This is a genomic window from Stenotrophomonas sp. GW821-FHT02D01 (genome assembly GCF_059421765.1).
On record NZ_JBWKVP010000002.1, the window covers coordinates 291,322 to 304,747 of the forward strand.

The window sequence follows — 13,426 nt, forward strand, 5'->3', positions numbered from 1 at the left end:
ACCGGCCAGTGCCGGTCCTTCCGACCTCAGCGGGTCGTCAGAACGACCAGGTAAAGGTCAGCGAACCATTGCGGCCATCGCCATACGCGCCGTAGCCGTTGATCTGCGACAGGTACTTCTTGTCCAGCAGGTTGTTGAGGTTGGCCTGCACGCTGAACTCCGGCGAGATGCGGTAGCGCACGAAGGCGCTGACCAGCGCATAGCCGCTCTGCTCGATGCGGCCGTAGGCCGGTACCGGGTAGTAGATGCGGTTCTGCCAGTTGGCTCCGCCACCGACGGTCAGTTCCTGCAGCGACTGCGGGGTGTAGCTGGTGAACAGCTTCAGCGCGGTCTGTGGCAGGTTGGTGTTGATGTCGGCGTCGTTGGCATCCTTGGCCACGTAACGGGAGGCGCCGAACGTGGCGTTCCAGCCCGGTGCCAGTTCGCCGTTGAGCTCGAACTCGAAGCCACGGCTCACCGTGCCGCGTGCGGCGCGATAGGCGAATTCGTTCTGGCTGCCGGGCACCGGCTCGCCAGTGATCTGGCCGACGTTGTCCTGTTCGATGCGGAACACCGCCAGCGAAGCATTCAGGCGGTTGTCGAACCAGGCGCCCTTGACGCCCACTTCGTAGCTTTTGCCATCCACCGGGTCCAGATAGCTGCCGTTGCGGTCCTTCAGCGTCTGCGGCTGGAAGATCTCGGTGTAGCTGGTGTACGCCGAGTAGGTGTCGTTGATGTCGAACACGAGGCCGGCATACGGCGTGGTCACCTTGTGCTGGCGATCCGCGCCTTCGCCCTCGCTCTTCCAGTCGGTGTAGCGCGCGCCGATGATCAGCTTCAACGGATCGGCCAGCGACAGGCGTGCGGCGGCATAGCCGGCCTTCTGGGTGATGGTGCCCTCGCTGGCAAGCGCCAGCGGGTTCCAGTTCGGCTCGCTGATGTTGCCGGTCCAGTTCAGGTAGCTGGTGAACGGGTTCCAGGTCTGGCCGGCGCCGCCGACCTGGTAGTCGCCGTAATTGGCGTACTCGCGCTTGTTGTAGCTCAGGCCGGCCATGAACTGGTGCTCGCGGCCGAACAGCTGGAACGGACCGTCAACGTAGCCATCAACGCCGGTGACCTTGCGCTCGGTGTTGTAGAAGCCCGCTGACGGCGAGATGCCGGCGCCGGTGGTCTTGTCGAAGTTAGACGCGCCGGTGGTCCAGTCGTTGTAGGCCGGGTAGAACAGCTTGTCGTCGGCCCGGGTCTCATCGTGGGTGGCACCGACCTTGAACTTCCAGCCGTTGCTGAAGGCGTGCTGCAGGGTGGCGAAGGCGCGCTTGCTGGTGGTGTCCCAGTAGGTCCACTTCGGGCTCGCGTTGAACGATTCGTCGTAGCCGGTGGGCGAGCCATCGGAATACAGCATCGGGAAGCCGCCCCAGGTAGCGCCGTTGGCGCGCTTCTGCTGGTAGTCGTAGCCCACGCTGAGCTGGGTGTCCGGCGTCAGGTCGGCATCGATGACCGCATAGCCCAGCGTCTTGCGCTGGTTGTAGCGATCCATCTGGCCGTCGGTGTCCAGGTAGCTGCCGATCACACGGCCGCGCACGGTGCCGCTGGCGTTGAGCGCGCTGCCCACGTCCACGGTGGTGCGAGTGCGGCCCCAGCTGCCGACGTTCACCGACACGCTGCCGGTCAGTTCGGCGCTGTCGGCGTGCTTGCGGATCAGGTTCACCGAGGCGGAAGGATTGCCGGCGCCGCTGAGCAGGCCGGTGGCGCCGCGCACCACTTCCACGCGGTCATACAGGGCCAGGTCCAGGCCGGAGTCACCGTAGCTCCAGTTCTGCACCATCTGCGTGGGCAGGCCATCAAACTGGTACGCATCGATGTAGAAGCCGCGCGCATAGAACTCGGTGCGCTCGCTGTCGGACTGGGTGCTGGTGACGCCGGTGGTGTTGCCCAGCACGTCGATGATGTCGTCCAGCTGCTGATCTTCGATGCGCTGGTGGCTGATGATGCTGACCGACTGCGGGATTTCGCGCGGCGCCAGGTCGAAACGGGTGCCGGCCGAGGTACGGCGCACCGAGTAGCCTTCGGCGCGCTCGCCCTTCACTACGACCTTGTCGAGGGTGGTCGGGTCGGTGGCGGTTTCGGCGAAAGCGGTGGGTGCTACGGCGCAGAGCGCGACGAGCACGGCAACGGACAGCCGCTGCGGCTGCGGGGTACGGAAGGCGGGACGGATCATGCGGATTCCTGCAACGGGCACGCGCGTTCGGCCGTCATCCAGGAGTCGAGGCGCTACGGGTAGGGGAAGGGCGGGCAGGCCGTCCTGGCACCACCGGAAACGAAAGAAATGGTAATACGAACTATTCCTATTTACAAATCATGAACAAACGCGTGCGGCCTCGAGGCTCGGCTCGGTTGCCGTCAGCGGGTGCCCTGCGGTTGCAGCAGCGGCAGCGGGTCCCGCGCGCCGTCGGCGCCGTAGATGCCCCAATGCAGATGGGGCGGCGTGCCCTTGGCGTTGCCGCTGTCGCCAACATGGCCGAGCAGGTCGCCGGGTTGCACCACCTGGCCGCGCCCCAGGCCATCGGCCCAGTCTTCCAGGTGCGCGTAGTAGTAGCGCTCGCGTCCCGGCCCGATCACCCAGACCTGACGGCCACCGAGTCCGCTGTCGCGGATGTCGGCGACAACGCCGGGGGTAGCGCTGCGCACCGGCGTGCCGCGTTTGCCGAAGATGTCGATACCCGCGTGCGTGCGGTCGCGCCCGCGCGGTGCGCCGAAGGTATCGGCGATCTGCCGGGGCCGCACGCCGTCCACCGGCACCGGCAGTTGCGTGGCCGGTGGCATGCGCGAGAGTGTCCACAGCATCTTCGGTGCGGCAGCCCACGGGCTGTTCCAGAAGGCCATCGCCGCGATGACCACGATCAGCAGGAGGGCGCCACGCAGCAGCCAGCGGCGCAGGCGTCTGGCATTGGAAGGGGAAGCGGTGTTCATGCGTTGGCAGTGTAGGAGCAGGACACGCTCGACTGCATCTGCGTCATGTCAGCGGCACGTCGAAACCACGCTTCAACGTGCCCAGCGCTACCGACGTGCGGAAGCGCTCGATGTTGTCATCACCACCGAACAAGCGCTCGGTGATCGCCTCGTATTCCTCCATCGATGCCGCCGAGAGCAGCAGCAGGAAATCGCCGTCGCCGGTGATCGAGTAACACTGCTGCACGGCAGGGTCGTCCTGCACGCGGCGGCGGAACGGGGCGACCTTCTCGCGCTGTTCGCTGACCACGCGCACCTCGACGATGATGGTCAGCGGCCGACCGATTTTCGCGGCGTCGATCACCGCCACATTGGCGGCGATCACGCCGCTGTCCTGCAGGCGCCTGATCCGCCGCTGCACCGCCGGCGTAGACAGGTGCACGGCTTCGGCGATCTGCCGCTGCGGCAGGGTGTTGTCCTGCTGCAGGAGGGCGAGGATGGCGCGGTCGAAGCTGTCCAGCACGGGGGCGGTGGCCATGGTGAGCAGAAGTTGCACGGACGGGCCGTCAATTGAGCCAAGTGCTCGCCGCCGACGCAATAGACTGGCGGCATGCAGACTTCTCGAATCGCGCCGATGTTGCCGGCGCTGGCGGTGCTCGGCTCGGTCACCGCACTGGCCATTGGTACCTCCTACGCCAAGCAGCTGTTTCCGTTGATCGGCGCGCAGGGCACCAGCGCGCTGCGCGTGGGCTTTTCGGCGTTGTTGCTGCTGCTGTTCTGGCGGCCATGGCGTTGGAAGACCAGCCGCGTGGATGCGGTCACCATCCTGCGCTACGGCCTCACCCTGGGCCTGATGAACCTGTTGTTCTACATGGCCTTGCGCACGATCCCGTTCGGCATCGCGGTGGCCATCGAATTCACCGGCCCGTTGACGGTGGCGATGCTGTCGTCGCGGCGTCCGATCGATTTCCTGTGGGTGGGTTGCGCAGCGGTCGGGCTGCTGTTGCTGCTGCCGATCGGTGGCGGCCCGGCACTGGACCCGGTGGGCGTGCTGTACGCCATGGGGGCAGCAGCGTGCTGGGGCCTGTACATCGTGTTCGGCAAGCGCGCCGGCCACCTGCACGCTGGGCATTCGGTGTCGCTGGGGCTCCTGGCCGCGTCGCTGGTGGTGGTGCCGGTGGGCGTGGTGCATGCCGGCGCGGCGTTGCTGGAGCCGAAGATCCTGCTGGCCGGGCTGGTGGTGGCGCTGGTGTCCAGCGCGATCCCGATGTCACTGGAAATGATGGCGCTCAAGCGCCTGCCCAAAGAGACCTTCGGCATCCTGATCAGCATGGAACCGGCGGTGGCCGCACTGTGGGCGATGCTGCTGCTGCACGAGCACCTGCATGGTCTGCAGTGGCTGGCCATCGGCTGCACGGTGCTGGCTTCGGTGGGCAGCACGATGACGGCAAGGCGGTTGAAGGTGCCGGTGGCGCAGGCGGGGTAGCGCCGGGCCATGCCCGGCGGAGAGCGTGCGGACCAACGGTCCGCACCCACAGGAGCAACGGTTCGCACCCACCAGGGCAGCGTGCGGACCAACGGTCCGCACCCACCAGGGCAGCCTGCCAACGGGGTTGGCACCTACCAGAAGCGTCAGCGCAGGGCGTCGGCCGGGACGTCGATCGCCATCGCCAGGGCAAGATGGTCGGAGAACGCAGCCGGGACCGCTTCCACGGTGCGGGTCTGCAGGCCGCTGCTGACCAGGATGTGGTCGATGGCGCGGTCGGGGCGCCAGCTGGGGAAGGTCGGCACGATGCAGCCGGGCGGCTGCAGCCGGGTCTTCTGGTACAGCACCTGCATTTCCGGACGTTCGGCCAGGCAGTTGAAGTCGCCCATCAGCACCGCATTGGGGTGGTCCGACAACAGCTCGGCGATGAAACCAAGCTGGGCCATCCGCGAGCCTGCGCCCAGCGACAGATGGGCCACCGCAACGGCCAGGCCATCGCGACCGTCGCCGAACTTGGCCAGCAGCACGCCGCGCCCGCCGATACGGCCGGGCAGGGCATGGTCCTGCACTTCCACCGGTTCCAGCTTGCTCAGCAGACCGTTGGCGCTGGAGGCGACGCCGCCCATGCGCCGGTTCGGCTGGTGGCTCCAGTAATTGAAGCCGGCGCGCTGGGCCAGGTAATGGGTCTGGTTGGTGAAGCCCGAGCGCAGGCTGCCCGGGTCGGCCTCCTGCAGGCCGACGATGTCATGACCGCGCGCCAAAGTGGCAATCGCGTCAAGGCTGCTGCGCTTGCGACCCGCCGGCAGCGCATGTGACCAGCTGCGGGTCACATAGTCGCTGTAGCGGCGGGTACTTGAGCCGGCCTGGATGTTGGCCGTCAGCAAGCGCAGGGTCCGTGTTGTGGGGGAAGTCACGGCCGGGAAAACGTCTCTTTGATCAGTGAGCCTGGGCCGCACCGCGTTCGCGGGCGATCAGGTGGTCGGCAATGCGCAGCATGTCCGGGAAGCTCTTGCCCTTCACCAGGTACTTGCCGTTGACGATGATCGACGGGGTGCCGCTGATCTGGCTGCGCTGGGCGAACTGCTTGGCCGAGTTGGTCTTGGCATTGACCGCGAAGCTGCCCATGGTGGCGGCGAACTGCTTCGGATCCACGCCGTAGGCACCATAGAACTTGGCGATGTCATCGACCGAATCGGCACCGCGCTCGCCCTTCAGGGTCTTCTGCGAGTGGATGGCCGAGTACAGCGCTTCGTGGGTTTTCTCCTGCACGCCCAGGGTCTGTGCGGCGTAGAAGGCACGGGCGTAGTTGTCCCAGGTGCCGCCGAACATGGCCGGCACGTAGACGAAGTTCACATCGCTCGGCAGGCCGGCCTTCCACGGGCTGACCAGCGGCTGGAACGCCGCGCAGGCCGGGCAGACGTAACCGAAGATCTCGACCACTTCGACCTTGCCGGCGGCCGGCTGGAACGGCTGGCCGTTCGGGATCAGCTGGTAGTCGGCGCCTTCCACCGGGGCCGGGCCGGTCAGCGCGGCGGTGGTCGGGGCCGGCGCGGCGCTGGCAGCGGTCTTGTCACCTTCGGCAACCGGGGCAGCGGCTTCGCTGCCTGCGGCCGGCGCTGCCGGTTCGGTGGTGGCCGGGGTCGCCGCCGGTTCTGCCGGGGCGGAGGTGTTGGCGGTGCCATCGTCGGCCTTGCAGGCCGCCAGGATCGGCAGCAGCGCTGCGAGGGCGAGGGCGGCGAAACGGGTCTTCATGGAAACGTCTCCAGCATCTGGAAAGGTGGGGCCGGCGACAGGCGCCGGCCAGAGGGAAATGATGACATGCGGCGGCGACAGCGCCGTGTCGATGGTGTGTGTTGGTTCAGCGGCCGCGGGCGGCGCGGGCCTGGGCGATCAGCGCCGAGGCGATGCGCAGTTGGTCGTCGAAGCTCTTGCCACGGACCAGGTACTGGCCATTGATGATGATGGCCGGGGTGCCAGGCACCTGGGTGCGCTGGGCGAAGGCACGGGCGGCATCGACCTTCTTCTGTACCGCCTCACCGCGCAGGGCCTGCGTGTAGCGCTCCGGCGTCACACCGTAGGCCTTGTAGAAGCTGGCGAGCTCATCGGCCGAGACGTTCTGCATCGGCAGCGTGCCGTCATCGTGCAGGGCCTTGAACACAGCGGCGTGGCTGCGCTTGGCCACGCCCACTTCGTCGGCGGCGTAGTAGGCCAGTGCCCAGGCATCCCAGGCACCGCCGAAGGCGGCCGGGACCGGGGTGAAGCGCACGTCGGCCGGCAGCTTGGCGGCCCAGGCGGCCAGCTGCGGTTCGAAATGGGCGCAGTGCGGGCAGGTGTAGCCGAACACCTCGACCACCTCGATCTTGCCGGCCAGCGGCTGGAACGGGCCAGGCTGGGCGATGCGCTCGTAGTCTTTGCCTTCGACCAGCGGGGCGTTGGCGGGGGTGGCGGCGCAGGCCGCCAACGGCAGCAGCACCAGCAGGGACAGCAGAAGGCGGGGAATCAACCTCATCGACACGCATCTCCGTTGAAAATGACAACGCCGGCGCAGCCGCCGGCGTGAAGGAAACATACCGCAGCGACGGGCCGTCGTGGCGACCGGCGCCGACCAGTGGCGGTCAGGGGGCGGCAGCCGGTCGCGTCGAAGCGCCTTCGGCGGCGAGATCGTCGGCCTTGTTGTGCAGGCCCTGCAGGTAGCTGGAAAGGGCCTGCACCTCCTGCTCGGTCAGCTTCTGCGCCACCGTGGCCATGATCTGGAAGTGCGCCTTGTCGGTCTCGTTGGTCTGTCCGGCCTGGTACTCCTGCAGGCGCCGGGCGACATAGCTGGCGTGCTGGCCGCCGATGTGCGGGTAGGCCGGGCCGGGGTTGCCGGCGCCGCTGGGGCCGTGACAGGCCATGCAGGCCGGCAGCCCGCGCTGGGCATCGCCGCCGCGGTAAAGCTGCTGGCCGATCTGGTAGAACTTCATGCCCTTGTATGGGCCCTCGGCCACCGGCGTGTCGTCGGCGATGCCGGCGTTGGCCTTCTGCGTAGCGAAGAACGCGCCGATATCGCGCATGTCCTGCGGGGTGAGGTTCTGCACGAAGGGCACCATCGCCACGGCGGCGCCGGAACTGCGCTGGCCATTGGCGATCAGGGCCATCTGCTGGGCGACGTAGCGCTCGCTCTGGCCGGCGATGCTGGGATACATCTCCACCGTGGAATTGCCATCGGCACCATGGCAGGCGGCACACGCGGTGGCCTTGGTCTGGCCGGCCTTGGCGTCGCCCCAGGTGGTCTTGCTGAAATCCACCTCGAGCGAGGCGGTCTTGATCGGGCCGTTGTCGGGCAGCGGGGTCAGCGTGGTCTGCGCAAAGGCAGCAGCGGCAACAACGGCAGTAGCAATGGCGGATACGGCAAGAACGCGAGCGTGGCGCATGCTGAAGCTCCGTATGGACCGGCCGGGCGGCGGCGGCCGGCATCGCCCGGATTATCAACGCCGTTTCCTTGCACGGTCAACGCAGCAGTGCAGCATTTTCCCGCTGGAAGGCCCCGGGCCGGGCGCGCGGCGCCGCAACATGCGATCCTATGCGCATGTCATTGCTCATCGAACGCGCCCAATACCACCTCTCTGCCCACAACATGGGGCAGCTGCCGCCCGATGAAGGTTCTGAAGTGGCCTTTGCAGGTCGCTCCAACGCCGGCAAGTCCAGCGCGCTCAATGCGCTGACCCGCCAGAACAGCCTGGCCCGGGTCTCCAAGACGCCTGGCCGGACCCAGCAGCTGGTGTTCTTCCAGGTTACCCCGGACGCCCATCTGGTCGATCTGCCCGGTTACGGCTACGCCAAGGTGCCGCTGGACCTGCAGGCGCACTGGCAGGCCTTCATCGACCGCTACTTCCGCACCCGCGAGGCCTTGAAGGGCCTGGTGGTGGTGATGGACATCCGCCATCCGCTGAAGGACTACGACCGGCAGATGCTGGCCTACGCCGTGCAGCGTGGCCTGCCGGCGCATGCGCTGCTGACCAAGGCCGACAAGCTCAGCCGCAGCCAGCAGATGCAGACCCTGCAGAAGGTCCGCAAGGAACTGCATTCGTCGTTCGGCGATACGGTGAGTGTGCAGGTGTTCTCCGGCTCGGCCCGTACCGGCGTGGATGAAGCCCGCGGCATCATCGGCGGCTGGCTGGGGCTGGAATAGGCCCCGCCGCCCGGCTCGCAGCCGGGCGTTGTTAGGTAGTGCCGGCCGCTGGCCGGCAACCTCGCTCACTCATTCCTTCGGCAACGGCGAGAACTCCGCCGGTACCCAGGCATAGGCCTTGCCTTCGCTGCGCACGTGCCCCAGCCCGGGGAAGGGCAGGTGCGCGCCGGCAACCCACCATCCCTTGGCGGTGGCTTCCTGCAACAGGCTGCGACGGCTGGCCGTAGCCGCCGTGCGATCCGAATCGGCCTCGAATGCTGCTTCCGGGTGTGCGAACTGCACCGCATGGAAATGCAGCACATCGCCCCACACCAGCAGTGACTGGCCCTGGCTGTCGAAGCGGTAGGACACATGCCCCGGCGTGTGGCCGTGGGTATCCATCGCCACCGCGTGGCCCGGCAGGGCATCGCCAGGCTGGAAGGTGTGCAGGCGACCGGCGGCCTGGTACGGCGCGATCGCGTTGCGTGCCAGCGCGAAGGCAAAGCGCACGCCCTGCGGTGCCGTGGCTTCGCTGGCCGGGTCGAGCCAGTAGCGGGCATCGGCCTTGGACAGCCACACCGTCGCATTCGGATAGGCCGGCTTGCCCTGTGCATTGAGGATCCCGCACAGATGATCGGGATGGGCATGGGTAAGCAGCACCTCATCGATCTCGGCCGGGTCTACGCCGGCCGCACGCAGGTTGCCCAGCACCTGGCCCTGGTCAGGGCCGAAGCACTGCGCGGTGCCGGCATCGACCAGGGTCAGGTGCTTGCCCTGGCGCACCAGGAAGGCGTTGATCGCGGTCTGCAGGCCCTTCTTGTCTTCGGGCACATAGCGGCCTTCGAGCAGGCGGCTGACCAGCGTTGGCGGCACGTCGACCACTTCCTGCCGGCCGAGCGCAACCACGCCGTCGAACAGGGCCGTGACCTGCAGCGCACCGATGCGCTGGTGTTGCACGCCCGGTACCTGCTGGGTGGGGGCGGGCGAGGTGGCTTCGGCTAGCGCAGGCAGCGGCAGGGAGGACAGGGCCAGCAGCAGGGCGGCGTGCAATGGCAGATGACGCAGGGTCATGGCGGTTCTTCTCGGTGAGTGATGGGTAGGCCCGTTGCGCACAGCGTGCCGTGTTGTGCGTGCGTGCGGCGCTCAAAGCACTGCGCGGAATGCTCAATGGGGGTTATCGGCAGGGCTGCGCCCTGCACCCGCAGAGGCAACAGCAACAGCAACGGCCGAAGCAACAGCAGAAGCTGGTTTCCTGTGGGATGGCGGGGTGGGTCCGGTTGCGGGGGGCGCTGCAAGTACGTCCATGTAAGCTCGGTCGCCGCATCCATGCGGCTCACGCCCCCGCAACCGGACCCACCCCGCCTTCGACAGATTCCCGCGATCTGTTGGAATGGCATGACCTGCTTTTGGTGGGTGTCGACCTTGGTCGACACGTAGATCCACGCCATGCGTGGATGCTCTTCGAATTCAATTCGGAATCATCGAAATGAATCGAATGAAATTGGAGGAAATCATCCACGCATGGCGTGGATCTACTGGCCACCGGAATCTGTCAGAGGTGGGGCGGTGTCGGATTGCGGGGTGTCCGCGGCATGGATGCCGCGGCCAAGCCCCCATGGATGGGTTTACGGCGTCCCCGCAATCCGACACCGCCCCGCCATCCCACGGAATGCACGCTGTTGCTGTTGCTTCGGCTGTTGCCGTTGCCTCTGTGGGTGCAGGGCGCAGCCCTGCTGAAGAACCCTCAAATATCTGTGGGAGCCAGCCCGTACTGCTCGGCGAAGCGCTTGCTGAAACTCGCTGCGGAACGATACCCCGCGCGTGCTGCCACGGTCTTCAACGGCAGGTCGGTGGTGTACAGCAGCTGCATGCCATGGGCCAGGCGCGCTTCGGTCAGCAGCTGGCGCAGGCTGGTGGCTTCAGCGGCCAACCGCCGCCGCAGGGTCGCGCCACTCAGCGCGAAGTGCGCTTCAACGTCGCGCGACTGCCAGTCGCGGGCCGGTTCGGCGGCGATGCGGTCGCGGATCTGCTCGCCCAGCGTCGGTGCGTGCGGCAACAGCAGGTTGCCGTGGCCCTGCCGGCACCACGCCAGCACCAGCGTGGCCAGCGCCAACCGCGCTTCGCTGTAGTGGCCATCCTGCAACGATTGCCGCCAGCTGCGCAGCGTCGTGGCGTGATCGCCCAGCGCCTGCCGTGCCAACGCCGGTCCGGCCGTCGGCAAGGCTTCGCTCCACAGCGTGCGCGCAGCCCCCAACACCTCTGTGCACAGCGGTACGATCGCGCTGAGGTAGCGGCCGGTCTGCGGGTCAGGTGTGTTGACCACGTCGATGCGGCACCGCTGGGTGATCAGCAGGATGTCGCCGGGCACGAAGGTCAGCGACTGGTGTGCGGTACGCACCTGCTTGCGGCCTTCCAGCAGGATGGCGAACTGTGGTTGGGGAATCTCCACCGAACTGGCGCCGTGTTCGCGGCGGGCGGTGATGCAGGCATAGCCCTCAGCGCGTTCGCAGCCGGCCAGGCTGGCCATCTCCGCCAGTAGTGCCATGGCGGTGGGGGGCATGCCGGTCATATGACGTGCGCGCCCAGCAGGCGACCGACCGCGGCCGCGGCGGCCATCGCCAGTGCACCCCAGAACATCACGCGCAGGGCGCCGCGCGTGGGTGATGCGCCGCCGGCGCGTGCCGCCATCGCGCCGGTCAGGCACAGGCCGGCCAGCGTGCTGACCGTGGTGGCCGTGGCGACGTTCTGTACCGGCGTCAGCAGTGCGGTCAGCACCGGCAGCGCGGCGCCACAGGTGAAGGCGGCAGCCGACGCCAATGCGGCCTGCAACGGCCGCGCGCGCAGTTCCTCGGTGATGCCCAGTTCGTCCCGCGCGTGGGCACCCAGCGCGTCGTGGGCGGTCAGCTGTTCGGCAACCTGGCGCGCCAACGCCGGCTCCAGCCCGCGATGGCGGTAGATCGCGGTCAACTCGTCCAGTTCGCTGTGCGGGTCTTCGTGCAGCTCGCGCTTCTCCATTGCCAGATCGGCATTTTCGGTATCGGCCTGGGTCTGTACCGACACATACTCGCCGGCGGCCATCGACATCGCGCCGGCCACGGTGCCGGCCACGCCGGTGGCCAGGATCGTGCTGGCCGAGGCGCCGCTGGCGGCCACGCCGACCACCAGGCCGGCGACCGAGACGATGCCATCGTTGGCGCCCAGTACGGCGGCCCGCAGCCAGCCGACGCGATCGGCACGGTGCAGCTCGGGATGTCGTGAATGGCGGCTCATGGCCCTGAGTGTACGAGGGTCAAGAGGGTGTCGGTAGGATGCTGAAACCCGTCACCGTCGCATGACGTAACGAGCCGCCACGCTATAGTGCGCCCTTGCGATGCAAGGCTCCCAGCCCCACATCCCCTGCCACCGTCCAGCGAGCCACCCCCTTGTCGAGCCCCAGCCACGTCGCCGATACGCCCATTACCGACCGCTCGCAACTGGTGGCGGAGATCGCCTCCGGCGAGAAGCCCCGTTCGCAGTGGCGCATCGGTACCGAGCACGAGAAGTTCGGGTTCCGCCTGGATGACCTGCGTCCGCCGACCTTCGATGGCGAGCGCGGCATCGAGGCCCTGCTCAACGGCCTGGTCCGCTTCGGCTGGACGCCGGTGCAGGAGAACGGCAACACCATCGCCCTGCTGCGTGATGGCGCCTCGGTGACCCTGGAGCCGGCGGGCCAGCTGGAGCTGTCCGGTGCGGCGCTGGAAACCATCCATCAGACCTGCGTGGAAACCGGTACTCACCTCAATGAAGTGGCGCAGGTGGCCGGCGAACTGCAGCTGGGTTTCCTCGGCATGGGCTTCCAGCCGAAGTGGACGCGCGATGAAATGCCGTGGATGCCCAAGGGCCGCTACAAGATCATGCGCTCGTACATGCCCAAGGTCGGTTCGCTGGGCCTGGACATGATGACCCGCACCTGCACTGTGCAGGTGAACCTGGATTACGCCAGCGAAGCGGACATGGTGAAGAAGTTCCGCGTGTCGTTGGCGCTGCAGCCGATCGCCACCGCACTGTTCGCCGACTCGCCGTTCACCGAAGGCAAGCCGAACGGCTACCTCAGCTACCGCTCGCACATCTGGACCGATACCGATGCCGACCGTACCGGCATGCTCGACTTCGTGTTCGAGGACGGCTTCGGTTACGAGCGCTATGTCGACTACCTGCTCGATGTGCCGATGTATTTCTCCTACCGCGATGGCATCTACCACGACGCCAGCGGGCAGAGCTTCCGCGACTTCATGCAGGGCAAGCTGCCGGTGCTGCCGGGCCAGCTGCCGACGTTGCGCGACTGGTCGGACCACACCACGACCGCGTTCCCGGAAGTGCGGCTGAAGAAGTACCTGGAAATGCGCGGTGCCGATGGTGGCCCGTGGAGCCGCCTGTGTGCGCTGCCGGCCTTCTGGGTGGGCCTGCTGTACGACGACACGGCGCTGGATGCAGCGTGGGATCTGGTGCGTGACTTCAGCCTGGCCGAGCGCCATGCGCTGCGTGATGGGGTGCCCAAGCACGCGATGGGCCTGCCGTTCCGCAACGGTACCGTGCGCGACCTCGCCCGCGAGGCGGTGAAGATTTCGGTGGATGGGCTCAAGCGCCGTGCGGCGCGCAATGCCGATGGCCAGGATGAAAGCAAGTTCCTGGACGTGCTGCAGGAAATCGTCGAGTCCGGCCTGACCCCGGCCGAGCGCAAGCTGGCGCTGTTCCATGGCCGTTGGCACGGCGACGTGGATCCGGTGTTCCGCGAGTTCGCTTACTGACCACTTTGCGGTAGTGCCGGCCGCTGGCCGGCAGATGTACGGGGTTGCCGGCCAGCGGCCGGCACTGCCAAAAAA

Annotated in this window: 13 protein-coding genes; 3 read left to right on the forward strand and 10 right to left on the reverse strand. The window is 67.3% G+C overall.

The window, feature by feature from the left end; translation table 11 throughout:
- Positions 1-37 precede the first annotated feature (37 nt).
- From fhuE to AC07UW_RS06220, 3 genes are all read right to left on the reverse strand, one after another.
- Positions 38-2,197, reverse strand: coding sequence for a ferric-rhodotorulic acid/ferric-coprogen receptor FhuE (gene fhuE, locus AC07UW_RS06210; RefSeq protein ID WP_495211647.1), 2,160 nt, complete (start codon positions 2,195-2,197; stop codon positions 38-40).
- 182 nt (positions 2,198-2,379) lie between these two features.
- On the reverse strand, positions 2,380-2,949 hold the full coding sequence (locus AC07UW_RS06215) for a M23 family metallopeptidase (RefSeq protein ID WP_495211648.1): 570 nt from the start codon (positions 2,947-2,949) through the stop codon (positions 2,380-2,382).
- Positions 2,950-2,992: 43 nt separating this feature from the next.
- Entirely contained in the window at positions 2,993-3,466 is a 474-nt protein-coding gene (locus AC07UW_RS06220) for an Lrp/AsnC family transcriptional regulator (protein ID WP_025878668.1), read from the reverse strand.
- 72 nt (positions 3,467-3,538) lie between these two features.
- On the opposite strand from AC07UW_RS06220, the gene AC07UW_RS06225 reads away from it, so the two are divergent.
- A complete protein-coding gene (locus AC07UW_RS06225) occupies positions 3,539-4,414 on the forward strand; it encodes an EamA family transporter (protein WP_025878667.1) in 876 nt (291 codons plus the stop codon).
- 146 nt (positions 4,415-4,560) lie between these two features.
- Here AC07UW_RS06225 and AC07UW_RS06230 read toward each other — a convergent pair whose 3' ends face one another.
- The 4 genes from AC07UW_RS06230 to AC07UW_RS06245 all read right to left on the reverse strand — a co-directional run bounded on the left by AC07UW_RS06230 (position 4,561) and on the right by AC07UW_RS06245 (position 7,827).
- A complete protein-coding gene (locus AC07UW_RS06230; RefSeq protein WP_032952088.1) occupies positions 4,561-5,328 on the reverse strand; it encodes an endonuclease/exonuclease/phosphatase family protein in 768 nt (255 codons plus the stop codon).
- Between the two features lie 22 nt (positions 5,329-5,350).
- Entirely contained in the window at positions 5,351-6,166 is an 816-nt protein-coding gene (locus AC07UW_RS06235) for a thiol:disulfide interchange protein DsbA/DsbL (protein ID WP_336032151.1), read from the reverse strand.
- Between the two features lie 106 nt (positions 6,167-6,272).
- The gene (locus tag AC07UW_RS06240) at positions 6,273-6,923 is read right to left on the reverse strand and encodes a thiol:disulfide interchange protein DsbA/DsbL (protein WP_093818001.1); all 651 of its coding nucleotides are present in this window, start codon (positions 6,921-6,923) and stop codon (positions 6,273-6,275) included.
- A 106-nt stretch (positions 6,924-7,029) separates the two neighbouring features.
- Positions 7,030-7,827: a c-type cytochrome gene (locus AC07UW_RS06245; RefSeq protein WP_336032146.1), complete on the reverse strand. Its 798-nt coding sequence runs from the start codon at positions 7,825-7,827 to the stop codon at positions 7,030-7,032.
- Positions 7,828-7,982: 155 nt separating this feature from the next.
- Here AC07UW_RS06245 and yihA point away from each other — a divergent pair, with 155 nt between their 5' ends.
- On the forward strand, positions 7,983-8,585 hold the full coding sequence (gene yihA, locus AC07UW_RS06250; protein WP_025878662.1) for a ribosome biogenesis GTP-binding protein YihA/YsxC: 603 nt from the start codon (positions 7,983-7,985) through the stop codon (positions 8,583-8,585).
- Positions 8,586-8,654: 69 nt separating this feature from the next.
- Here the strand turns inward: yihA and AC07UW_RS06255 are convergent, their stop codons facing one another.
- The 3 genes from AC07UW_RS06255 to AC07UW_RS06265 form a co-directional block, all read right to left on the reverse strand.
- Positions 8,655-9,635 (reverse strand): MBL fold metallo-hydrolase, encoded by a 981-nt coding sequence (locus AC07UW_RS06255; RefSeq protein ID WP_223496546.1) that lies wholly within the window; start codon positions 9,633-9,635, stop codon positions 8,655-8,657.
- 673 nt (positions 9,636-10,308) lie between these two features.
- Positions 10,309-11,133, reverse strand: coding sequence for a helix-turn-helix transcriptional regulator (locus AC07UW_RS06260; RefSeq protein ID WP_495211649.1), 825 nt, complete (start codon positions 11,131-11,133; stop codon positions 10,309-10,311).
- Entirely contained in the window at positions 11,130-11,834 is a 705-nt protein-coding gene (locus tag AC07UW_RS06265) for a VIT1/CCC1 transporter family protein (protein ID WP_033831997.1), read from the reverse strand. The genes AC07UW_RS06260 and AC07UW_RS06265 overlap by 4 nt, the downstream gene beginning before the upstream one ends.
- A gap of 152 nt (positions 11,835-11,986) precedes the next feature.
- Here AC07UW_RS06265 and AC07UW_RS06270 point away from each other — a divergent pair, with 152 nt between their 5' ends.
- Positions 11,987-13,351, forward strand: a complete 1,365-nt coding sequence (locus AC07UW_RS06270; RefSeq protein WP_229290252.1) for a glutamate--cysteine ligase — start codon at positions 11,987-11,989, stop codon at positions 13,349-13,351.
- The last annotated feature ends 75 nt before the right edge of the window (positions 13,352-13,426 follow it).

Coding starts and splice junctions, on each gene's coding strand:
- fhuE (WP_495211647.1), bottom strand. CDS start 2,197: ATGATCCGTCCCGCCTTCCGTACCCCGCAGCCGCAGCGGCTGTCCGTT.
- AC07UW_RS06215 (WP_495211648.1), bottom strand. CDS start 2,949: ATGAACACCGCTTCCCCTTCCAATGCCAGACGCCTGCGCCGCTGGCTG.
- AC07UW_RS06220 (WP_025878668.1), bottom strand. CDS start 3,466: ATGGCCACCGCCCCCGTGCTGGACAGCTTCGACCGCGCCATCCTCGCC.
- AC07UW_RS06225 (WP_025878667.1), top strand. CDS start 3,539: ATGCAGACTTCTCGAATCGCGCCGATGTTGCCGGCGCTGGCGGTGCTC.
- AC07UW_RS06235 (WP_336032151.1), bottom strand. CDS start 6,166: ATGAAGACCCGTTTCGCCGCCCTCGCCCTCGCAGCGCTGCTGCCGATC.
- AC07UW_RS06240 (WP_093818001.1), bottom strand. CDS start 6,923: ATGAGGTTGATTCCCCGCCTTCTGCTGTCCCTGCTGGTGCTGCTGCCG.
- AC07UW_RS06245 (WP_336032146.1), bottom strand. CDS start 7,827: ATGCGCCACGCTCGCGTTCTTGCCGTATCCGCCATTGCTACTGCCGTT.
- yihA (WP_025878662.1), top strand. CDS start 7,983: ATGTCATTGCTCATCGAACGCGCCCAATACCACCTCTCTGCCCACAAC.
- AC07UW_RS06255 (WP_223496546.1), bottom strand. CDS start 9,635: ATGACCCTGCGTCATCTGCCATTGCACGCCGCCCTGCTGCTGGCCCTG.
- AC07UW_RS06260 (WP_495211649.1), bottom strand. CDS start 11,133: ATGACCGGCATGCCCCCCACCGCCATGGCACTACTGGCGGAGATGGCC.
- AC07UW_RS06265 (WP_033831997.1), bottom strand. CDS start 11,834: ATGAGCCGCCATTCACGACATCCCGAGCTGCACCGTGCCGATCGCGTC.